Here is a 22,331-nt window from a genome sequence, read left to right as displayed (position 1 = left end):
TAATACTATGTCAACAACAAAATGGGTAATTGACCCAACACACTCAGAAATTGGTTTTAAAGTGAAACACATGATGTTCACGAATGTTTCAGGTAAATTTTCAAAATTTGATGCGAACATCGAAGCCGAAGACAACAATTTAGAAAACGCGAAAATTGAATTCACCGGAGCATTGATTCTGTAACAACAGGAAACGCTGATAGAGATACGCATTTATTGAGTGCTGACTTTTTTGCTGCTGCTCAGTTTACAGAAATTAAATTTAGCGCAACTTCTTTTACCAAAATTAATGAAGGCGAATATGAATTGATTGGTGATTTAACATTACACGGTGTTACTAAATCAGTGAAATTAGCTGCGGATTATGGAGGATTAATGAAAGATCCATGGGGAAATACCAAAATGGCACTTGCATTAGAAGGAAAAATCAATAGAAAAGATTGGGGATTAAACTGGAATTCGGCTCTTGAAACAGGCGGTGTTTTAGTAAGTGAAGAAGTTCGTTTGAACATCGAATTGCAATTTTTGCAACAATAATTGTAAAGTAAATAAACAGAAATTTCAAAGGATTATTTTCTTTGATATTTCTGTTTTAAAAAATAGAATGATGGAAACCATACATATTTTATACATAGGAAGACATCTTGAAATTCTAGAAACCGTCATCCGATTAATAAATGCAAATGAGAATTGGAATGGAGTAGGCGTTATGAATGATGAGGAAGCGGAGGAAATTTTTCTAAGAAAAGATTTTTCACTTGTATTGTTGGGTTCAGGAATTAAGGAAGAAAGCGAAGCTGAATTGTGTACTTTTTTCAAAAATATAAATCCAGATGTTAGCATTGTTCAGCATTACGGTGGTGGAAGTGGTTTGCTGAAAAGTGAAATTTTACTGGGCTTATGTAACAATAAAATTTAAAAAACTCTTTTTTCACCATTAAGAAATTAAGAAAAATTAAGCACCACTTCTTAATTTTCCTTAATTTCTTAATGGTTTAACTTATCAATAGAATGTGTACTGAAATATTAAGTAGTGCAAACTAAAAAAAAGAGCCATGTGACTCTCTTTTTGTTTTTTTTAAAACTATTATTTATTCTTCTTTGCTTTAATCATCATTTCTAATTGATCCCAAAGTTCCTCTGGAATAGCTTCTAGAATATTAAATTGTCCAGCGCCTTTCAGCCATTCACCACCATCAATTACAACTACTTCACCATTTACATACGCTGAAAAATCGGAAACTAAATAAGCTGCTAAATTGGCTAATTCTTGATGATCTCCCACCCGTTTTAACGGCACTTTTTTAGCCATATCAAATTTTTCCGCTAAATCTCCAGGTAACAATCGGTCCCAAGCGCCTTTAGTAGGGAACGGTCCCGGAGCAATTGCATTCGAACGAATTCCGTATTTAGCCCATTCTACCGCAAGACTTCGTGTCATAGCCAAAACACCTGCTTTTGCAGTAGCACTTGGCACAACGTAAGCTGAACCTGTCCAAGCGTAAGTCGTAACAATATTTAAAATGGTCGATGATTTTTGTTTGGTGTCAATCCAATGTTTTCCAAAAGCAAGTGTACAGTTTTTGGTTCCTTTTAAAACGATATCAATTACAGTATCAAAAGCATTAGCAGATAATCTTTCCGTTGGTGAAATGAAATTTCCGGCAGCATTATTTAGTAAAACATCTACTTTACCAAAAGCTTTCAACACTTCTTTCAGCATATTTTCGACTTCTGCATAATGACGTACATCGCATTGAATAGGAAGACAAGTTCCGCCGGTTTCCGTTTCCAGTTCTGCAGCAGTATTTTTTAGTTTTTCTAAATCTCTGGAAGTAATGGCCACTTGCGCACCCAATTCCAAGAAATATTTAGTCATTGCTTTTCCTAAACCGCTTCCGCCTCCGGTTACGACAATCACTTTGCCTATTAGTGCATCGTCGCGTAACATTTTATCTGTATAACTCATGTTTTGATGTTTTTATAAGGTAAATATATTAAATTAAAATAGTATGCATGCATAATAAAAACAAATACTTTTAAATGACGCATAATCTTCTAGCGGCTTCTTCCAGCGTAGCATTGTCTTTGGCAAAGCAAAACCGAATTAATTTTAGGTCTTTTCCATCAGCGTAAAAAGTAGAAATAGGAATTGCAGCAACGCCATGTTCTATGATAAGTCGTTTACAAAAAGCAACATCATTCTCATTTGATATAGCTGCATATGAAACCACTTGAAAATAAGTTCCTTCACACGGCATCAGTTCAAAGCGGCTGTCTTTTAATAATTGTCTAAAATAATCTCGTTTTTCCTGATATAATTTCCCAATTGCAGCTGTAGAAACCAAGTCCAAATACGCACTAATGGCTATTTGACAAATACTATTGACGCTAAAAACTAAAAACTGATGGACTTTTTTGATTTCTTTCATTAAATAATCGGGTGCTACTAAATAGCCAATTTTCCATCCCGTAACATGGAATGATTTTCCAAAAGAAGAAACCATCACACAACGATTCAACAGTTTCTCCCGAGTATGAGCTGAAATATGTTTTTCCTCGAAAGTGATGTATTCATAGACTTCATCCGAAAGGAGAATGATATCAGGATATTTTTCCAAAAGCATTTCCAAGGCTTCAAAATCAGATTCCGTTAAAATTTTCCCCGTTGGATTGTGCGGATTGTTAATGATAATCATTTTTGTTTTAGAGGAGCAAGCACTTTCTATAATTTTCCAGTTGGGGGTGTAGTCATCGTTAAGTGCCACGCGAATGGGAGTGGCCTGTGATAATAAAACAGGTGCTTCGTAACAGTCGTAACTGGGATCCAGAATTATAACTTCGTCATTGGTTTTCACCAAAGCTAGTATAGTGGTAAAAATTCCTTGTGTCGCTCCGGCGGTAACTAGCAGTTCCGTTTCAGGCTGAACAGTTCTCTGATAAGAGTTCTGAATTAATACCGCTATTTTTGATAATAACGGGGGATAGCCGGACATTGGTGTGTATTGATGCACATTTTCTTTGGCTAGTTTGGCAACAATATCTGTTAATCTTTCGTCAACAGGAAAGTTTGGGAATCCTTGTGAAAGATTAATGGCATTATATTCCGCTGCCATTTTAGACATAATCGTAAAAATACTCGTGCTGATATTTGGTAGTTTACTCATAAAAAAATGATTAATTCTAAATATAAAAATAGGTTTTTATATTTAGAATTAATCATTAGAAGTATTGTTTTTATATTTATTCAATTCTTTTGAGTTGAATAATTTAGAAGCTTAATATCGTTTGGATGAAGTATATGTTCTGTGATTTCTGTTAATTTCATCCTTTAGGATTTTTAAAGGAAAGTTTGAATTTACATTTTGTGTATGATAAAAATGGTAGGACGTTTATGCAAATCGATAGTTTCTTTTTTCCAAGCCGCAATTTTTTTTGTTTTGATGTATTCTGTAGGCAAGGTGATATCCGTGGCGATACATAAATGCGTTTCAGGATGTAAAGTTTGGACTAAATCTTCCAGTAATTTATTATTACGGTATGGTGTTTCAATAAAAATCTGAGATTGATTTTTTTCAAAAGAGACTCTTTCTAACGTTTTAAAACTGGCTTTCTTTTCGTCTTTTTCAATAGGTAAATAACCGTGAAAGGTGAAACTTTGACCGTTCATTCCTGATGCCATCATTGCCAAAAGAATAGAAGAAGGACCTACCAACGGAATAACCTGAATTCCTTTTTCATGCGCTAATTTCACAATTACAGCACCAGGATCAGCTACTCCAGGACATCCCGCTTCGCTCATTAAACCCATGTTTTGACCTTCCAAAAGTGGTTTTATAAAGTCTAAATGTTCTTTAATTTCGGTATGTTTATTTAGTACAAAAAGCTTTAGCTCAGCTTGTTTTTTTTCTGGACTTACTTCCTTAATGGACTTACGCGCTGTTTTGTCGTTTTCAACAATATAATAATCGATAAGATCAATACTTCTTTTTATAGTTTGTGGTAAAACATCCATAGGATCACAATCGCCCATGGTTGTAGGTATTAAATACAATTTTCCTAAAACAGTGTTTGATTTCATGAGTGTTATTTATGGACCTATTATGGTGTTGATAGGATTATTAGTGTTGGCGATTGATTGCAAATTATAAGATTCTAAGTGCTAACCACAATTTTTGAACAGAAAAATTATTGGTGTTTGGCTAATAGTTTTTTGGCAATTACATCACAAACTTCATCCAACATGTTGTAAACAATTTCGAATCCATTGGGTAAACCAAAATAAGGATCAGGAACATCTACATTTTCTTTTGGAAATAATTCATTTAAAATTAGCTCGACTTTTTCTTTGTGTTGTTCAGTTTTGGCTAAAGTTAGTACATCGCTGTAATTAGTATTGTCCATCACATAAATGTAATCGTACGCATCAAAATCAGTAGTGCTGAATTGCCTTCCTTTTTGATGTGAAATGTTAATTTTGTTTTTTTTTGCAACAGCAATAGAGCGTTCGTCAGGTGCATGACCAATGTTCCAAGAACCAGTTCCTGCGGAATCAACAGTGAATTTATCCTTTGGAAGTTTTGAAGCCAATATTCCTTCAGCTAACGGAGAACGGCAGATGTTTCCTAAGCAAACCATTAAAATTTTTACAGGCATAATGCTTTTACAACGTTAATTTTTTGTTGATATCTTCTACAAACTTTTTGAATTGTTTGTCGGTGGCCACTAAATTGTCAACCGTTTTGCAAGCATGTAACACGGTAGCGTGATCACGATCTCCAATTTGAGAGCCGATATTTGCCAAAGATGCTTTTGTGAATTTCTTTGCAAAAAACATAGCCAATTGTCTGGCTTGCACTACATGTCTTTTTCTCGTTTTTGATTGTAAGGTTTCTAAATCCAATTGGAAATAATCAGAAACAATTTTTTGAATGTAATCGATAGAAATTTCTCGTTTTACATTTTTTACGAATTTTTCAACGACACTTTTAGCAAGTTCTAAAGTAACTTCCTTTTTGTTAAAGGAGGATTGTGCAATCAATGAAATAATTGCTCCTTCCAATTCTCTGACGTTTGATTTGATATTGCGGGCAACGTATTCTACAATTTCTTCAGGAATTTCTACACCATCGCGATATAATATATTTTTCAAGATAGAAATTCTTGTTTCATAATCGGGCTGGTGTATTTCAGCAGACAATCCCCATTTGAAACGAGACAACAAACGTTGTTCGATATCTTGCATGTCAACCGGTGCTTTATCTGAGGTTAAGATCACTTGTTTTCCATTCTGATGCAAGTAATTGAAGATGTGAAAAAACACATCTTGCGTTCCTGATTTGCCAGAAAGAAATTGTACGTCATCTATAATCAAAACATCAATTAGCTGATAGAAATGGATGAAATCATTTCTATTGTTTTTCTTAACGGAATCTATGTATTGCTGTGTAAAAATCTCTGCAGAGATATACAAAACGGTTTTTTCAGGATATTTATCTTTTATTTCCACACCAATAGCGTGTGCTAAATGTGTTTTTCCTAGACCAACTCCCCCAAAAATTAATAGCGGATTGAATGAAGTTCCACCTGGTTTATTGGCTACAGCCATACCTGCGGATCGTGCCAATCTATTAGAATCTCCCTCTAAAAAATTATCAAAACTGTAATTAGCATTTAGTTGAGATTCGATTTTTAAATTTCTTATACCTGGAATTACAAAAGGATTTTTTAATTCGGGGTTTAAGTTTTTAAATGGAGCATCTACTTCTTGTGGTTTCATAGGAACTCTATTCGCACTTGGCAACTGTTCTGTAAACGGTTGTTTATTGCCATAAGTGTTTTCCATTCTGATTTTATAAAGTAACTTAGCGTTTTTTCCAAGTTCTTTTGTAAGGGCTACTTTTAATAATTTTACATAGTGCTCCTCTAACCATTCATAGAAAAATTTACTTGGAACTTGAATATATAATGCGTTATCGGTAAGTTCAACTGATTTGATTGGTTCGAACCAAGTTTTGTAAGCTTGGTCTTGGATGTTGTCTTTTATAAAAGACAGACAGTTTTCCCATACTGATTGAGCAGTTTTGTTCATATATTCTATTAAATTGTTTTTAATTGGTAATTGTTATCTTACTAAAAAAAAGGAGTTTTGTAATTATTTATCGGGGTAACAAATATGTGAACAAATTTCTGTAAAAAAAAATATATAGGGTAATAATTTCACGAATTATTGTTGTAAGGCACTGTTTAAAATTAAAATATTTAATATAAAATTAATGAAAGATCATCAAATAGAAGTTAGAGTACGCTACTCGGAAACTGACCAAATGGGCGTTGTATATCACGGTAATTACATACCTTATTTTGAAATAGGAAGAGTGGAATGGCTTAGAAACAAAGGGATATCGTATAAAATAATGGAAGAAAGGGGAATTGCTCTTCCTATTGTTTCCATGAATATAAATTATAAAAAATCAGCACGTTATGATGAGTTGCTTACGGTTCACACGGTTTTCAAAAGTCAGACGTCCGTAAAGATAGAATTCGATTGCGCGATCTATAATGAAGCGAATGAGTTATTAACAACTGCCCAGTTTATTTTGGTTTTTGTGTCAATAAAAACGGGTCGCCCAACTGCTCCTCCAGATTATATTTTGGAATTGTTAAAAACTTTGGAATAAACTGAAAAAAGTACTGTTTTAAATCAGAATTAGACTCGTTTTATGTCTATTTCGAATAACGTTTGAAAAATGTCGAAGACCATTTCGGCATTTTTTTTTCGTGTTTTTACCTCAATTACCCCCATTGGAAGGGTTGATATTTCATTTATTTCCATTTCTTGAGAAACAATTTCTAGTTTTTTTTCTTTGATTACCCGCATCACTTTATTCATGTTTTTGTAATCAAAGGAGATCATAAAATGGACGTCAATGGTTTTTTCGACAATCTCGCAGGTGGCAAGTACGAGTTGTGCAGTTGTTTTGTAGGCTGCAATCAATCCTCCAACGCCTAATTTTACTCCTCCAAAAACGCGAACGACTACCAGCAATACATTTGTAATGGCAAAGGATTGAATTTGTCCATAGATGGGCATGCCAGCGCTGTTACTAGGTTCTCCATCATCGTTTGCTCTATAAGTAAGCGCATCAGTACCCATTTGATAGGCATAACAAAAATGACCAGCATGCGGATGTTGTTTTCGTAAATGGTCTAGGATCGGTTTTAGCTGATCCTCTTCTTGCATTGGGAATGCGTAACCAAAAAACTTACTATTTTTATCTTTGTGAAGAATTCCTTCTACGGGTAATTCAATGGTGTTGTATGTATCTTTCAATAGGAATTAAAAAGGGAATGAATTTTTAAACTCGATTTGCTTTTGAAGCCTTTTTTCAAATTAATTTTTTGTCTAATAAATGGATGACGTCTTCTTTTCCAACTTGTAAATTCCAAACTTCAAATCCTAAAGCCAGCGCAGCATCAGTGTTTTCTTTTTTGTCATCTACAAACAGGGTTCTTTTGGGAGCCAATTCATGATTGTTTATCAGGTGATTAAAAGTTTCAGGATTGGGTTTTCTTGTGCCAAGTTCAAACGAGAAATATACTTTTTCAAAACATTGATAAAAATCCCTGTAAAAAGAAATTCCGTTTGTTTGCTCAAAATTTTCAATATGGATCGCATCTGTGTTCGACAACAGAAACAAGCGGTATTTTTGGGAAAGCATTTGTAAAAATTCTAATCGATACAAAGGAAAGTCAAGAAGGATGGCGTTCCAAGCCGTAGTAATTTGCTTGATACTAGCCGTTGGGATGTATTTTTGAATGCCAAACAGAAAATCTTCACGAGATATTTTTCCAGTTTCAAACTGCAGGTTCAACTGTTCTAGATCATCATTCCATTCTGTTAAGCCTAAGTTTTTAAAAGCAGTAACAGAAGCTTGCTTGTCTAAATTGATAAAAATATCACCAAAATCAAAAATTATAGTATTAATCATAGTTTCTAGAAATTAGAAGTTCGTCAGTACCAATCAAAGATTTTTCGAACTGTTTTTTACCGAGAATAGGCGCTTTGATTCCGGAATTGAATGGCATGTTTCCAACGAATATTCGTGCTTCATCCCATAGATTGGCATCTATAAAAGATTGCAAAGTTTGCCTTCCGCCTTCAATAATAACGGACTGAATTTGATGTTCGTACAGCGATTGAACTACTTGCTGTACTACGTTTTCCTCAAAATCAATTATCTTAAAGATAACATTTTCTTTTTCAGCAGCGGTTTTAAATTTAGAAAAAAGGATAGTTTTAACGTGACTGTCAAGAATTTGGCTATGTTCTGGAATGCGATTATTTTGGTCTAAAACTACTCGGACAGGATTATTTCCCCGCCAGTCTCGTGCGTCGAGTTTAGGATTGTCGTCAATCACAGTTTGTGTTCCCACCAGAATTGCCTGCTCCTCAGTGCGCCATTTGTGGACTAGTTGTCTGGAATATCCATTGGTTATCCAAACGGGTTTTTTTTCTAATTTTTCCATTGGAGCGATAAAACCGTCTTTGGATTCTGCCCATTTTAAAATAAGGTACGGTCTTTTCTTGTTGTGAAAAGTAAAAAAGCGCTTGTTCAATTCAAAACAAGGCTCTTCTAGTACGCCAACAGTTACTTGAATTCCGGCTTCAATTAGCTTTTTGATTCCCTTTCCCGCCACTTTTTCGTTAGGATCTATAGTTCCTATGACCACTTTTGGGATTTTATTAGCGATAATCAAATTGCAGCATGGTGGTGTTTTTCCAAAATGACTGCACGGTTCTAAACTTACGTAAATGGTTGCTTTTTTCAATAAAGTCTTATCTTTTACGGAATTTACAGCATTTACTTCTGCATGTGGTTCACCCGCTTTTTTGTGCCAACCTTCGCCGATTATCCTTCCATCGTAAACAATCACACAACCTACCATGGGGTTTGGATACGTTGTTCCTAAACCATTTTCAGCTAATTCGATGCACCTTCTTATATATTTTTCATGTATTTTCACCATACAAAAGTAGTAATTTTTGAGTTTATGATTTTGTTTCAAAACTTTGGAGAATAATAATAAACAATTTCTATTTTTGCAGGTATAATTAGATTTTTAAAAAATGGAAAATTACAGTATCAGAAAAATAAATAGAGAAGATAATCAAGAAGTTGCAGCATTGATACGAGCGGTTTTTGATGAATTGAATATTCCAAAAGTAGGGACGGCTTATGAAGATCCTTATTTGGATTTTATGTTTGAAGAGTATAGCAAACCAAGATCTGTGTACTATGTGGTTGAAAATAACGGAAGAATTATTGGTTCTGCTGGAATTGCGCCACTAGAAAACGAAGCGGAAACTATTTGTGAGTTGCAAAAAATGTATTTTCTGCCGGAAACACGCGGTTTGGGAATTGGTGCCGAAATGATGGCGGTGTGTTTACAAAGCGCAAGGAATTTTAGTTTTGAGAGCTGCTATTTAGAAACAATGCCCTTTATGCTTGACGCACAAAAATTATATAAAAAAGTTGGTTTTGAATATATTTCGGCTCCAATGGGTAGTACAGGACATGTCAGTTGTCCCATTTGGATGTTGAAAAATTTAGAATAATGATTATGACTTAATTCTTTTAACACTAGAGATAAAAGAGTAGAAACAGCAAGTAATCATTATTCCTTACATTTTTAAATAGCAATTCATTTTAAACTTATTTTTTGTCTGCTATACAATTAAATTGATACTTATAAACCATGAAAATTAAAGAGTACAGAGCTCATTTTATTCAAGAACTCACCCCTCTTTATGATGCTGGTGAAGCAGAGAGTTTTTTCTACTTAATCTTAGAGGAAAAACAACAACTGAAACGAATTGATTTGGCGCTGCATCCTGATTTGGTTTTTTCTGCTTCAGAAGTTGCGGTATGGAACTCGATTTTAGCACCGTTAAAACAAGAAATCCCAATACAATATTTGTTAGGTAAAACGAGCTTTTATGGATTGGATTTTAGTGTCAATGAACACGTTTTGATTCCAAGACCAGAAACAGAAGAGTTGGTTGATTGGATGCTATCGGATCACCGAAAAACACAACAATCCAACAATCTAAAAATATTGGATATAGGTACAGGAAGCGGCTGTATTGCTATTTCCTTGGCAAAAAATCTTCCAAATGCTACCGTTTTTGCTATTGATGTTTCTGAAAAGGCTTTGGCTACAGCCAAAAAAAATGCTGCCAATAATACAGTAAACGTTAATTTTATCCATCAAAATATTCTAGAAGCGGTTACATTAAGTGCAGTTGAAGGAATCAACGAACAGTTTGATATTATAGTTTCAAATCCTCCTTATGTTCGAAATTTGGAAAAAGAAGAAATCAAAAAAAATGTTTTAGATAATGAACCGCATTTGGCTCTTTTCGTAGAGGATGATGACGCGTTGATTTTTTACAAAAAAATAGCCGAATTAGCTCTAGAAAATCTCACTGAAAGCGGACTGTTGTACTTTGAGATCAATCAATATTTAGGGGCAGCAATGATTAATTTGCTGCAGCAAATGCATTTCAAAAATATCGAATTACGAAAAGATATTTATGGTAATGATAGGATGATAAAATGTACTAGATAGCGTTTAGAATATAACGTTTTTTCTTCTGATTTTTAAGCTGATTCAGTCATAAAAGGATAATCCCCACAGTTATTACAGGAAAGGCTTTTCAATAAGCAATTTAAATTGGCTAACTAATCCACATGTTTTTTTTCATATCATAACGGCAAGGCACGGTACTTTACTCGTAACGCAACGCTTCAATCGGATCGAGAACTGCAGCTTTAATAGCAGGATATAAGCCCGAAGCAATAGCTACGATGAAACTGGTGATAAAAGCTGCCATAATAGCGCCCCACGGAATTACGAATGCAAAATCCATCGCGGTGGCAATTCCAAATCCAATTAGGATTCCAAAAATAATACCTACCAATCCACCCATTTGACCAATCAATAATGTCTCTATAAAAAACTGAATAGCGATGGTCGTTTTCTTGGCTCCCAAAGCTTTTCTAACTCCTATTTCTCGCGTACGCTCCGTTACGGAAACGATCATGATGTTCATCAAAGCAATAGAAGATCCTAAAACGGTGATGATACCAATCAACCACGAGGCCAGTCCTAAGTATTTTGTGATTCCTAAAATTCGGTTAATAAGATCGTCACTGCGAACAACACCAAAATTATTGTCTTTGACAGGGCTTAATTTGCGCACCCTGCGCATGGTGCTTGTAGCATTGTCTAAAGCTTGTTCTAGCAATTCTTTTTTACCTACCATAACACTTACCGTATAATTTATGTTGGGCGCCGTAAATATAGAACGAGCCAATTGAATAGGAATTAAAACGCGTAAATCTTGATTGTTTCCAAAGGTAGATCCCTTTTCTTTCAACACTCCAATAACTTTAAATTTAGCACCTCGGATTGCGATTGTTTTATCAATTGGATTCACGTCTTTCAGCAATCCTTTCTCAAAATCAGATCCTACAACACATACATAGGCATTGTTGTCGATATCAAAACTGGTAAAATTTCGTCCTGCGCTGGTTTCTAAACCAGAATTGGTCATAAAATACTCGTCCACTCCAAGGATCGAATTTTCGGGATCTGTTTTAGTCGCTTCATATTTTACTTCAGCAGCGGATGTTGCTGTAAAAGAAAGGGACGTTTCCGTAAAAGGATATGTGTATTTGTTCTTGAAAGCCACTGCTTCAGGATAGGAAATAATCGGATTTATGATTACGCGCTCGTCACCACCACGATTACGCGTCGTATTTTCATACTGTTTAATATTGAAAGTATTCGCTCCCATCGATGCAAAATCAGAGGAGATGGTGTTCTCAAGTGCCGAAACAACCGTAAGAATACTAACTAAAGCGGTGATTCCTATAGCGATAATCATCACAGTAAGAACCGTTCGTAACAATTGCGTTCTAATTGAACCTAATGCAATCCGAATATTTTCTTTGAATAATTTTAACATCATAATGGTTTGACACGAAAATACAATTTTTGTTACAAATTTTATCTAGCTAAAAACTAATTTATTGTAATCTCTTTTTTTTGAAGCTATTTCCCGCTTTCCGTTACCATGCGACAGCAAAAAATAATTTGTTTTCAATTGCCTGAAAGGAGCTTCCTACGGTCGCTCTTTCCGGCAAGAAAACAATATTATTTTTTTACTGTCGCATTTTCACTTCAATCCGGGCTAGTGGTCCTGCAATAAAATGATGCAATTTGTAAACAGAATAATTTTAAAAATAGGATATTTGCAAAGAATTAGAATTTGGAGCTTTTCAATACTTCCAAAATCTGAAAATCTAAAATCCAATACTCATACAATGGCATCAAAACCGAGCATTCCAAAAGGAACCAGAGATTTTTCACCTGCTGAGGTGGCAAAACGGCAGTATATTATACAGATTATAAAAAGTAATTTCGAGAAATTTGGCTTCCAGCCCATAGAAACCCCTTCATTTGAAAATTCCGAAACCTTAATGGGGAAATACGGCGAAGAAGGCGATCGTTTGATTTTTAAAATATTGAATTCCGGCGATTATTTGGCGAAAGCCAATGCCGCACATTTGGAAAGTAAGGAGAGCACCAAGCTGACGTCGAGTATTTCGGAAAAAGCGTTGCGTTATGACTTAACGGTGCCTTTTGCACGTTACGTGGTGCAGCACCAAAACGAAATTGAATTTCCATTCAAACGCTATCAAATCCAACCGGTTTGGCGTGCAGATCGACCCCAAAAAGGACGTTTTAGAGAGTTTTTTCAATGTGATGCGGATGTTGTAGGGTCTAAATCCCTTTGGCAAGAAGTTGAATTGGTGCAGCTTTACGATGCTGTTTTTACTGATTTGGGTTTGAGTGGCGTAACCATAAAAATCAATAACCGAAAGATATTATCAGGAATAGCTGAGGTTATTGGCGCTTCTGATAAATTAATTGACTTTACAGTTGCTTTAGATAAGCTTGACAAAATAGGAGAGGGCGGAGTCAAAAAAGAAATGATGGAGAAAGGAATTGCTGCCGAAGCAATTGCAAAAGTGCAACCATTATTTAATTTCACGGGAACCATTGTAGAGAAAATAGAAAAACTTTCTGTTTTGCTTTCTGAATCAGAGGAAGGCTTGAAAGGAGTAGAAGAATTGCGTTTTATATGTGACAATGTCATGAAGCTTGGATTGAATAACGCTGTGTTAGACTTAGATGTAACTTTAGCCCGAGGATTAAATTATTATACGGGAGCTATTTTTGAAGTCGCTCCTCCAAAATCCGTTTCCATGGGATCCATTGGCGGCGGCGGCAGATACGATGATTTGACTGGAATTTTTGGTTTGAAAAACATGAGCGGTGTAGGGATTTCTTTTGGATTAGACCGAATCTATTTAGTGGTTGAAGAATTGAATTTGTTTCCAGAAACGGTATCGGCAACCTCTCAAGCACTATTTATAAATTATGGAGAAACGGAAGCTTTTTATGGGTTACAAGCCATTCAAAAATTAAGAGCGGCAGGAATAAAAGTAGAATTGTATCCCGATGCTGTCAAGGTGGCGAAACAATTTCAGCATGCGGATAAAAGAAGAATTCCTTTTGCCGTTATCGTTGGTCCAGATGAGATGACATCCAACACATTTTTACTTAAAAATCTAATTTCGGGAGAGCAGCTTTCACTGAATTTTGAAAGTTTAAAGGAAGCTTTACTGGGTTCGTAAAGTAAAGACATAAAAAAAGCTTCGTTTAAGTAAACGAAGCTTTTTAAATATAAAGTAATGGTGAATTAATAATTGTTGAGAATAAACTCTAGAATTTTTACTATAGAAGCAGTATCAAATAAAAATTTTAACAAAGCTAGAAAAAACAATAATAAGATAATCTTAAAATAATCTTAAAATTTTAACTTGTTCTGTTTTATGTAGCTACAAAAAGTGAAATTATTAAAAAGATGACAATTTGACATTTAAAAAGAATTGGCAGTACTTTTGCAATCCAAAGAAAAGAATAAAAATGAACTTTAAGAATATTTTTAAAAATACGAGTAATATGACTACTGAAAATACAGAAATCGATCAAGAATTAGAGGAGGCGACATTAGAGAATAATGCCAGTGAAGAGCAAATCATTGTTGAGGAATTAAGTGTAGAAGAGCAATTGACGCAAGATTTAGCCAAAGAGAAAGATAAATATTTACGATTATTCGCTGAATTCGAAAATTACAAAAGAAGAACTACTAAGGAGCGTATTGAATTATTCAAAACGGCAAATCAGGAAGTTTTATTAGCCATGTTGCCTGTATTGGATGATTTTGACAGAGCAATTATAGAAATAAGCAAATCCGAAGATGAACTTTTGTTAAAAGGAGTGGAGCTTATTCATGAAAAATTAAAAAACACCTTGGTAGCTAAAGGATTGGAGCAAGTTGAGGTAAACGCGGGAGATGCATTTGATGCTGACTTTGCAGAAGCCATAACTCAGATTCCTGCTGCGTCAGATAAGATGAAAGGTAAAATTGTTGATGTTCTTGAAAAAGGATACAAACTAGGAGATAAAATCATTCGTTTCCCAAAAGTGGTAATAGGTCAGTAATGCGTAAGTATAGAGACGCAATGAATCGCGTCTGTGTTTTTTACAAGAAAAAATAAAAATGAAAAAAGATTTTTACGAAATATTAGGCATTACAAAGAGTGCCGATGCTGCCGAAATTAAAAAAGCATATAGAAAGCAAGCTATAGCGCATCACCCTGACAAAAATCCTGGAGACAAATCGGCAGAAGAAAAATTTAAATTAGCTGCTGAAGCTTACGAAATATTAAGTGATCCACAGAAGAAAGCAAAGTACGATCAACATGGACATCAAGCTTTTGATGGTTCTGGAGGTTTTGGTGGCGGCGGTCAAGGTGGAATGAATATGGATGACATTTTCAGTCAGTTTGGTGATATTTTTGGAGGTGGTTTTGGTGGTTTTGGAGGCGGAGGCGGAGGAGTTCGTCGTGCTAAAGGAAGCAACCTGCGTATTAAAGTAAAATTGACATTGGAAGAAATTGCCAATGGTGTCGAGAAAAAAGTAAAAGTAAAACGTAAGGTTCAAGCGCCAGGCGTGACTTATAAAACGTGTTCTACCTGTAACGGTCAAGGGCAAGTAATGCGTGTGACCAATACAATTCTTGGTAGAATGCAATCGGCTTCAACCTGCCCTACTTGTGGAGGTTCTGGTCAAATTTTAGATAAAAAACCAACGGAAGCTGATTCTCAAGGAATGATTCTTGAAGATGAAACTGTTTCAATAAAAATACCTGCGGGTGTGGTTGATGGCATGCAGTTGAAAGTGTCTAACAAAGGTAATGATGCCCCAGGAAATAGTATTCCAGGAGATTTAATTGTTGCCATTGAAGAATTAGAACATGAATCGTTGAAACGTGAAGGAGAGAATTTGCACTTTGATTTGTACATTAGCTTTGCTGAAGCGGTGCTTGGAATTTCAAAAGATATTGAGGCTGTAAACGGCAAAGTGAGAATCAAACTAGAAGAGGGAATTCAATCTGGTAAAATTTTAAGATTAAAAGGAAAAGGAATTCCTAGTATCAATGGATACGGGAATGGAGATTTGTTGGTTCATGTGAATGTGTGGACTCCAAAAACATTGAACAAAGAACAAAAACAGTTTTTTGAAAATGCGTTGACCGATGATAATTTTATTCCAAATCCTGAGAAATCCGATAAATCATTTTTTGAGAAAGTAAAAGATATGTTTTCATAAGAGACCCGATGTATCGCTTCTTTAAATAAAATAGTAGCTGCTATTTAATCCAACTACATAAAAAAATAAAACCCATTCCTGTTTAACAAGAATGGGTTTTTTATGTAACTATTCTAAGTATTTTGGTACTAATTATTTACTTTTACACCAATTAAAAATTCAGCATGAGTACTATACTTGAAGTTAATAAAGTCGTAAAGCAATATGGTGATTACGTAGCGCTAAACGGTGTCTCATTGACAGTTCCAAAAGGGAGTATCTACGGACTCTTAGGTCCAAATGGAGCTGGGAAAACATCACTAATCCGAATCATAAACCAGATTACGTTGCCAGATCGTGGTGAGATAATTTTAGATGGTGAAAAACTACAACCCAAACACGTTCAATATATCGGGTATTTACCTGAAGAAAGAGGATTGTACACTACCATGAAAGTGGGTGAACAATGCTTGTATTTAGCTCAAATGAAGGGACTTTCTAAGGCTGAAGCCAAAAAACAACTGGAATACTGGTTTGAAAGATTAGAAATTCAAGGCTGGTGGAACAAGAAAATTCAAGAACTCTCTAAGGGGATGGCGCAGAAAATTCAGTTTGTAGTTTGTGTTTTACACAAGCCAAAACTACTGATTTTTGATGAGCCTTTTTCAGGTTTCGATCCTGTAAATGCCACTATTATAAAAGATGAAATCCTTGCGCTTAGAGAGGAAGGGGCCACTATCATTTTTTCTACCCACCGGATGGAAAGTGTCGAGGAATTGTGCGATCACATTGCTTTGATCCATAAATCTAATAAGTTGATAGAAGGGAAATTAAGCGATGTCAAAAGACAATTTAAAACCAATAGCTATGAAGTGGGAATTTTATCGGATAATGTGGAGGGTTTGATGTACGATATTACCCAGAAATTCACTGTGACACCAGCAAATTTTAAATCGCTTAATAACGAGTTAAAATTGGAAATTCAACTTGGATCGGCTTTGCCAAACGAGTTATTACAGGTCTTGACGCAACGCGGTCAAGTCACCCATTTTGTAGAAAAAATACCGAGTGTTAATGATATTTTTATTCAAACGGTTAGTAAATAAACCCACAATTTTAGCGCTTTGATTTTAAGTTTCTAAAATCATCAACCTGAAATCACCAATCAAAAATTTAAATGAGTATTATTTCACTAATCATAAAAAGAGAGTTTATTGCCAAGGTGCGCAATAAATCTTTTATCGTCATGACTTTTTTAAGTCCGTTATTATTTGTTGGACTTGCCGCATTTGTAGGCTATTTAAGTACGATGAAAGCCGATACCAAACGAATCGCAATTCACGATGAATCCGGTTTGTTTGCGCAGGAGTTTACAGCTATAAATCAAAAGAATGGGGAGTATAAATACCTCGACTTATCGGTTATTGATTTAAAATTTTTAAAGGACAGCATCACTAACGAAAATTATGAAGGGTTGCTGTACATACCTAAAGTAGAAAGCACAAAGGATTTTGAAAATAAAATTCAATTTATTTCTAATAATAGTCCGAGTATTTCCTTTATAGAAAAGGTTCAAGAGGTCATTGCAGATAAATTGACCAAAACGAATTTTATCCAAGCAAAATTAGACACACTAGCCATTGCGAAGGCTAAGGCCAATGTAAACATTAGTCTATCAAAAGCATCTGGTGAAGAAAGTGTCAAAGGACTTAACGAAATTAAAATAGGTATTGGTGGCGCTTTTGGCTATTTAATAATGATGTTCATTATTATTTATGGCAACATGGTGATGCGCAGTGTGATAGAAGAAAAAACCAGCAGAATTGTAGAAATTATTATTTCCTCGGTGAAACCATTTCAGCTGATGATGGGAAAAATAATAGGAACTGCATTAGCAGGACTGCTGCAATTCTTCATTTGGGCACTTATAGGACTTTCACTGATGTTTGCTGCTTCGCTATTTTTTGGCGTAGATGTGGGGCCAACCGCTAAATTGTCACCAGAATTATTACAAGCCGCTCAGCAAGAAATGACTGGAACAGCCCAAATGTATATCAAGGAGCTTTGGAATTTACCCATTGCAAGTATTTTAATTGGATTTGTAATCTATTTTATAGGCGGTTATTTTTTATACAGCTCTTTTTATGCCGCCATTGGTGCAGCTGTAGACAATCAAACCGACTCACAGCAATTCCTTTTGCCTATTATTATGCCGTTAATGTTGAGTGTCTATGTAGGTTTTTTCACGGTTATCAATGATCCGCATGGTACAGTCGCAGTAGTTTTTTCAATGATTCCGCTTACATCGCCAATTGTCATGCTGATGCGAATTCCGTTTGGCGTACCTTTGTGGCAAATAGCAATTTCAGTAACCTTGTTATTTGGGACCTTCTTTTCAGTGGTATGGTTTGCTGCAAAAATATACCGAATAGGAATACTGATGTACGGCAAAAAACCAACTTGGGGCGAATTGTACAAATGGTTAAAATATTAAAGATAAATAAAAAGAATCCTAATTAATTTTAGGAGCTGATTCCTGCTGTACGCTATATCTTTTCTGGACTGAAAAAGTCCATAAAAGGATGCCGCTTCCATCAGGGCTAAAAAAAAATAAAGAATATGCCGAAAATATTAATCATAGAAGACGAAGCTGCAATCCGAAGAGTATTGACAAAAATACTTTCTGAAGAAAATGATACCTATCAAGTAGAAGAGGCTGAAGACGGTGTTGTAGGTTTTGAGAAAATAAAAAATAACGATTACGATTTGGTTTTGTGTGATATTAAAATGCCAAAAATGGACGGCGTTGAGGTGCTGGAAGCGGTAAAAAAAATTAAGCCCGAGATCCCCATGGTTATGATTTCTGGTCATGGCGACATGGAAACGGCTATTAATACAATGCGTTTGGGGGCATTTGACTACATCTCAAAACCACCGGACTTAAACCGATTATTGAATACAGTTCGTAATGCTTTGGACAAAAAGCAACTGGTAGTGGAAAACAAAATCCTAAAGAAAAAAGTCAGTAAAAACTACGAAATGATTGGCGAAAGTGAAGCGATCAATCATATTAAAATAATGATTGAAAAAGTAGCACAAACGGAAGCCCGTGTTTTGATTACTGGACCCAATGGAACAGGAAAGGAACTCGTTGCCCATCAATTACATGAAAAAAGTGTGCGAGCTAATTTTCCTTTAATTGAGGTGAATTGTGCTGCGATTCCATCTGAATTGATAGAAAGTGAGTTGTTTGGTCACGTAAAAGGCGCCTTTACATCGGCAGTAAAAGACCGAGCAGGAAAATTTGAGGCAGCTGATAAAGGAACTATTTTCTTAGATGAAATTGGAGATATGAGTCTTTCGGCGCAAGCCAAAGTATTGCGAGCGTTGCAAGAAAGTATGATTACTAGAGTAGGAGCAGACAAAGACATTAAAGTAGATGTGCGTGTGGTTGCGGCTACCAATAAAGATTTGAAAGTGGAGATTGCTGAAGGGCGTTTCCGAGAAGATTTGTACCACCGTTTAGCAGTTATCTTGATAAAAGTTCCTGCTTTAAATGAAAGACGCAACGACATTCCAATGTTAATTGCGCATTTTGCCGATAAAATCGCTTTGGAGCAAGGAAATGTGGTAAAAAAGTTTTCTAAAGAAGCGATCAATTTACTCCAGGAATACGATTGGACCGGGAATATCCGGGAACTACGAAATGTCGTGGAGCGTTTAATTATCCTTGGCGGAAGCGAAATTTCCGAGAATGATGTCAAACTGTTTGCAAGCAAATAAAAGTCGTTTTTTAATCTAAGTAGTAAATGAAAAAATTTAAAAAGTATCAGATCTTGCTTTTACTTCTTTTCATTTTGTTTTTAGCATTTAAAACGTATCGTTTCTTTCAAATTGATAGTTGCTTGGATAGTGGAGGAAATTGGGATTATAAAAAAAATGAATGTAATAATTCAATCGAATAATATTTGATTCAGTAACTATAAGTTCTTGGTGGTCTTTGATCCCTTTGAAAATCTTTGTGAAATAAAAAAAATGAAACTAAAAAAAATAAACGAAAAATTACAAGAAGCCTTAATAGAAAATGGTTTGATCGAGGCTAATACGATGCAAAAAGAAACATTTTCGACGCTGAAAAGTGGTGCGGATTGTATTATTATTGCAGATAAAGGGAGTGGAAAATCGACAACAATTGTGCTAAATGTAATTCAACAATTAGTTCGTGAGGGTGAGGAATCGCCTCGTGCTTTAGTCATTGTAGAGGACAAAGCTAAGGTTTTGGAGATGGAAGACCTTTTTGAAAAATTCGGAAAATACACGGACTTGCGTGTCTATGGAGTGCACGACAAAGGCGATATGGAATACGATAAAAATTATATTTCGACCGGAATTGATGTTTTGATTGGAACGCCCAATAAATTGAGCGATATGTTTACCACCGCTGGATTTAATGTAAACAGACTAAAAATGCTTATTCTCGATGATGCAGATCCAATTTTGAAACTGCGTCATGAAACTAAAATCATGCGTATTTCGAATAGTATTACAAAAACGCAACGTATTATTTTCTCAGATCTGTTAACAGAACGAATAGCCATTTTGGCTGACAAAATGTTAGTAGAACCTTTTTTATTCGAAATAGAAGAAGAGTAAGAAGAGGATGAAGAAGACGAAGGTGCGGAAGAGCAAGAAACGGCTACTGAAACAGAGGAATCAGAGGGAGAAAAGGATGAAGACGGTATCAAATAATAAAAAATAGAAAAAATGGGATTAATGAAAGTGTTTTCGGGAAGTGAAATTCTAGCAATGGCTTTACAGCAAAAAATTGAAGAAATTGGTGTAGATGTAGTGGTGAAAAACAACATACAATCGGCTCGATTGGGAGGTTTTGGAAATTCGGATTTGGCAGTTGAATTGTTCGTTCAGGAAACGGAATTTGCCAAAGTAAATCCAGTTATTGAAGAATTTAGAATGAGTATTTAAGCTCAAATTATAAGTGCAAAAAGAAGGAGATGAAATATAAAATGTTGGTCTTAGACTTGGATGACACCTTGTTGACTGATGACCATAAAATTTCAAAAGAGAATGCAGCCATGTTGTTTAAGGCCCAAGAATTGGGTGTGTATGTTGTTTTGGCTTCGGGCAGACCAACATTAGCCATGACTGCTTTTGCCAAAGAATTACAATTGGATATCAATAATTCATATATGCTGTCTTTTAACGGCGCCGTAATTACGGATTTAAAAGAAGATAAAGTGTTGTTTGAACAAACCTTGACGCAACAGCAAATTCATGAATTGTATGATTATAGTATCAAGAGTAAAACAGATATTATTACGTATATCGATGGTAAAATAGTTAGTGAAACCGATTCAGAATATATTGATATCGAGAAAAATATCACAGGGCTGCAGCATGATAAAGTTTTAAATTTCAAGGAAGCTGTGACTACTGCTGCGGTAAAATGTATTTTATTACAAGAACCCAGCTATCTTAAAAAAGTTGAAAAAGATTTAAAAGAGGCCATGCCACATTTGAGTGTTTCGATGTCAAAACCTTTTTTCTTGGAAGTGGCACAAAACGGAATAGATAAAGCAGCAAGTGTGAAATTCTTGGCTGAGAAACTAAACATCCTTCAAAGCGAAATTATTGCCGTAGGAAATGCAGGCAATGATTTATCCATGATTGAATATGCAGGATTGGGCGTTTGGGTCGATAATGTAGATCCAGAATTGAGAGATAAAGGAGATGTTATTGTTGCCTCCAATAATAATCATGGTGTAGCTGAGGTAGTGCGACGGTTTATCTTGAATTAGGGATTTTAGGTTTGCAATTTCAATTAAACGGTTTATTTGGCTTTTTTTGGTGGTTTACAGCTTTTACAAAAATCAGGTAATTCATTGATTTTTTGCAGTACGGCAGAATGGATTGCAGCGAGTTTCTCCTCCTCTTGACCAAGATTAGTATTCTTTGAAGCCATAGCATGATCTTCAGTATATTCTTGCTGAATGCTGTTGAATAGGACTTGTAAAAAACTCACGTCAGAAAAAGTACCTTTTTTATCGTATATTTCTTTTCGTAATTTTCTGGCGTACAATTCAGATAAGTCGAATTCATATCGCGCAAAATTCAGTAAATATTTCGCTGTAATACTATCGGTTGCGATAATGGAGGCGGCATCCCGCTTGAATGAGGAAATTACTTTAGCATTAAAGTTTTTGGTAAACATAAATTCGACATTGCTCATTTGAAATGCAAAATCAAGGCTGGAAGCCGTATGAATGCTATTTATATCTACAGCACCAATTTGTGTAGCATTAGATTGAAAATCGGAAAGTTGCAACTGGTATTTTCCATCCCACTCCACGTTATTTTGTGCATGTACTTGTGCCATTACGAAACCTAATGCTATTAAAACTAATTTTTTCATGAAGTGATTTTTAATGCAAGATAATGCTAATATCCAGAAAATTATAGATTTCGTTTTAAAGAATATTGTGTGTAAATTTGCAGCACGTCGCGAGAAGGATAGCAGCGGCAT

23 protein-coding genes and 1 pseudogene are annotated in these 22,331 nt (G+C 35.2%); 14 read left to right on the top strand and 10 right to left on the bottom strand.

Annotated features, from left to right (window positions below; all coding sequences use genetic code 11):
- Window positions 1-7 precede the first annotated feature (7 nt).
- Both BUC11_RS09175 and BUC11_RS09170 read left to right on the top strand, forming a co-directional pair.
- Window positions 8-537, top strand: a pseudogene (locus BUC11_RS09175) (YceI family protein).
- 70 nt (window positions 538-607) lie between these two features.
- Window positions 608-919: a hypothetical protein gene (locus BUC11_RS09170; RefSeq protein WP_073353557.1), complete on the top strand. Its 312-nt coding sequence runs from the start codon at window positions 608-610 to the stop codon at window positions 917-919.
- Window positions 920-1,087: 168 nt separating this feature from the next.
- On the opposite strand, the gene BUC11_RS09165 is transcribed toward BUC11_RS09170, so the two are convergent.
- The 5 genes from BUC11_RS09165 to dnaA all read right to left on the bottom strand — a co-directional run bounded on the left by BUC11_RS09165 (window position 1,088) and on the right by dnaA (window position 6,091).
- Complete coding sequence (locus BUC11_RS09165) at window positions 1,088-1,969, bottom strand: SDR family oxidoreductase (protein WP_073353514.1); 882 nt, start codon at window positions 1,967-1,969, stop codon at window positions 1,088-1,090.
- Between the two features lie 70 nt (window positions 1,970-2,039).
- Window positions 2,040-3,167 (bottom strand): methionine aminotransferase, encoded by a 1,128-nt coding sequence (locus BUC11_RS09160; RefSeq protein WP_073353512.1) that lies wholly within the window; start codon window positions 3,165-3,167, stop codon window positions 2,040-2,042.
- 191 nt (window positions 3,168-3,358) lie between these two features.
- A complete protein-coding gene (locus BUC11_RS09155) occupies window positions 3,359-4,081 on the bottom strand; it encodes an SAM-dependent methyltransferase (RefSeq protein ID WP_073353511.1) in 723 nt (240 codons plus the stop codon).
- A 107-nt stretch (window positions 4,082-4,188) separates the two neighbouring features.
- Complete coding sequence (locus tag BUC11_RS09150; protein ID WP_073353509.1) at window positions 4,189-4,656, bottom strand: low molecular weight protein-tyrosine-phosphatase; 468 nt, start codon at window positions 4,654-4,656, stop codon at window positions 4,189-4,191.
- 7 nt (window positions 4,657-4,663) lie between these two features.
- On the bottom strand, window positions 4,664-6,091 hold the full coding sequence (dnaA, locus tag BUC11_RS09145; RefSeq protein ID WP_073353506.1) for a chromosomal replication initiator protein DnaA: 1,428 nt from the start codon (window positions 6,089-6,091) through the stop codon (window positions 4,664-4,666).
- A gap of 184 nt (window positions 6,092-6,275) precedes the next feature.
- Between dnaA and BUC11_RS09140 the strand changes: the two genes are divergently transcribed.
- Window positions 6,276-6,680 (top strand): acyl-CoA thioesterase, encoded by a 405-nt coding sequence (locus tag BUC11_RS09140; RefSeq protein ID WP_073353504.1) that lies wholly within the window; start codon window positions 6,276-6,278, stop codon window positions 6,678-6,680.
- Between the two features lie 29 nt (window positions 6,681-6,709).
- Here BUC11_RS09140 and BUC11_RS09135 read toward each other — a convergent pair whose 3' ends face one another.
- Genes BUC11_RS09135 through ribD form a run of 3 tightly spaced genes read right to left on the bottom strand, consistent with a single transcriptional unit; the run spans window position 6,710 to window position 9,027 of the window.
- On the bottom strand, window positions 6,710-7,333 hold the full coding sequence (locus tag BUC11_RS09135; protein WP_073353502.1) for an IMPACT family protein: 624 nt from the start codon (window positions 7,331-7,333) through the stop codon (window positions 6,710-6,712).
- A gap of 55 nt (window positions 7,334-7,388) precedes the next feature.
- The gene (locus tag BUC11_RS09130; RefSeq protein ID WP_073353501.1) at window positions 7,389-7,991 is read right to left on the bottom strand and encodes an HAD family hydrolase; all 603 of its coding nucleotides are present in this window, start codon (window positions 7,989-7,991) and stop codon (window positions 7,389-7,391) included.
- The gene (gene ribD / locus BUC11_RS09125; RefSeq protein WP_073353556.1) at window positions 7,984-9,027 is read right to left on the bottom strand and encodes a bifunctional diaminohydroxyphosphoribosylaminopyrimidine deaminase/5-amino-6-(5-phosphoribosylamino)uracil reductase RibD; all 1,044 of its coding nucleotides are present in this window, start codon (window positions 9,025-9,027) and stop codon (window positions 7,984-7,986) included. The genes BUC11_RS09130 and ribD overlap by 8 nt, the downstream gene beginning before the upstream one ends.
- A gap of 103 nt (window positions 9,028-9,130) precedes the next feature.
- On the opposite strand from ribD, the gene BUC11_RS09120 reads away from it, so the two are divergent.
- Both BUC11_RS09120 and prmC read left to right on the top strand, forming a co-directional pair.
- Window positions 9,131-9,619, top strand: a complete 489-nt coding sequence (locus BUC11_RS09120; RefSeq protein WP_073353499.1) for a GNAT family N-acetyltransferase — start codon at window positions 9,131-9,133, stop codon at window positions 9,617-9,619.
- 140 nt (window positions 9,620-9,759) lie between these two features.
- Window positions 9,760-10,632, top strand: coding sequence for a peptide chain release factor N(5)-glutamine methyltransferase (prmC, locus tag BUC11_RS09115; RefSeq protein ID WP_073353498.1), 873 nt, complete (start codon window positions 9,760-9,762; stop codon window positions 10,630-10,632).
- A 160-nt stretch (window positions 10,633-10,792) separates the two neighbouring features.
- Here the strand turns inward: prmC and BUC11_RS09110 are convergent, their stop codons facing one another.
- On the bottom strand, window positions 10,793-12,037 hold the full coding sequence (locus BUC11_RS09110) for an ABC transporter permease (RefSeq protein WP_073353495.1): 1,245 nt from the start codon (window positions 12,035-12,037) through the stop codon (window positions 10,793-10,795).
- A 355-nt stretch (window positions 12,038-12,392) separates the two neighbouring features.
- On the opposite strand from BUC11_RS09110, the gene hisS reads away from it, so the two are divergent.
- The 9 genes from hisS to BUC11_RS09065 all read left to right on the top strand — a co-directional run bounded on the left by hisS (window position 12,393) and on the right by BUC11_RS09065 (window position 21,606).
- Window positions 12,393-13,769, top strand: coding sequence for a histidine--tRNA ligase (gene hisS / locus BUC11_RS09105; protein ID WP_073353554.1), 1,377 nt, complete (start codon window positions 12,393-12,395; stop codon window positions 13,767-13,769).
- Between the two features lie 292 nt (window positions 13,770-14,061).
- Window positions 14,062-14,640, top strand: a complete 579-nt coding sequence (gene grpE, locus BUC11_RS09100) for a nucleotide exchange factor GrpE (RefSeq protein WP_073353493.1) — start codon at window positions 14,062-14,064, stop codon at window positions 14,638-14,640.
- A 58-nt stretch (window positions 14,641-14,698) separates the two neighbouring features.
- Window positions 14,699-15,811, top strand: a complete 1,113-nt coding sequence (dnaJ, locus tag BUC11_RS09095) for a molecular chaperone DnaJ (RefSeq protein ID WP_073353492.1) — start codon at window positions 14,699-14,701, stop codon at window positions 15,809-15,811.
- Window positions 15,812-15,975: 164 nt separating this feature from the next.
- Window positions 15,976-16,896 (top strand): ABC transporter ATP-binding protein, encoded by a 921-nt coding sequence (locus BUC11_RS09090; RefSeq protein ID WP_073353490.1) that lies wholly within the window; start codon window positions 15,976-15,978, stop codon window positions 16,894-16,896.
- A gap of 71 nt (window positions 16,897-16,967) precedes the next feature.
- Complete coding sequence (locus BUC11_RS09085; protein ID WP_073353488.1) at window positions 16,968-18,284, top strand: ABC transporter permease; 1,317 nt, start codon at window positions 16,968-16,970, stop codon at window positions 18,282-18,284.
- A 125-nt stretch (window positions 18,285-18,409) separates the two neighbouring features.
- Window positions 18,410-19,573, top strand: a complete 1,164-nt coding sequence (locus tag BUC11_RS09080) for a sigma-54-dependent transcriptional regulator (protein WP_073353487.1) — start codon at window positions 18,410-18,412, stop codon at window positions 19,571-19,573.
- Between the two features lie 252 nt (window positions 19,574-19,825).
- Entirely contained in the window at window positions 19,826-20,443 is a 618-nt protein-coding gene (locus BUC11_RS09075) for a DEAD/DEAH box helicase (RefSeq protein ID WP_073353484.1), read from the top strand.
- A gap of 111 nt (window positions 20,444-20,554) precedes the next feature.
- Window positions 20,555-20,773, top strand: coding sequence for a putative signal transducing protein (locus tag BUC11_RS09070; RefSeq protein ID WP_073353483.1), 219 nt, complete (start codon window positions 20,555-20,557; stop codon window positions 20,771-20,773).
- Window positions 20,774-20,802: 29 nt separating this feature from the next.
- Complete coding sequence (locus BUC11_RS09065; RefSeq protein WP_073353482.1) at window positions 20,803-21,606, top strand: Cof-type HAD-IIB family hydrolase; 804 nt, start codon at window positions 20,803-20,805, stop codon at window positions 21,604-21,606.
- A gap of 32 nt (window positions 21,607-21,638) precedes the next feature.
- Here the strand turns inward: BUC11_RS09065 and BUC11_RS09060 are convergent, their stop codons facing one another.
- Window positions 21,639-22,220 (bottom strand): hypothetical protein, encoded by a 582-nt coding sequence (locus BUC11_RS09060; RefSeq protein WP_073353480.1) that lies wholly within the window; start codon window positions 22,218-22,220, stop codon window positions 21,639-21,641.
- Window positions 22,221-22,331: the final 111 nt, after the last annotated feature.

Source organism: Flavobacterium xanthum (genome assembly GCF_900142695.1).
Lineage (GTDB): Bacteria > Bacteroidota > Bacteroidia > Flavobacteriales > Flavobacteriaceae > Flavobacterium > Flavobacterium xanthum.
The sequence above is the reverse complement of the archived record's forward strand: the minus strand, read 5'-3'. Positions and strand labels throughout refer to the sequence as shown.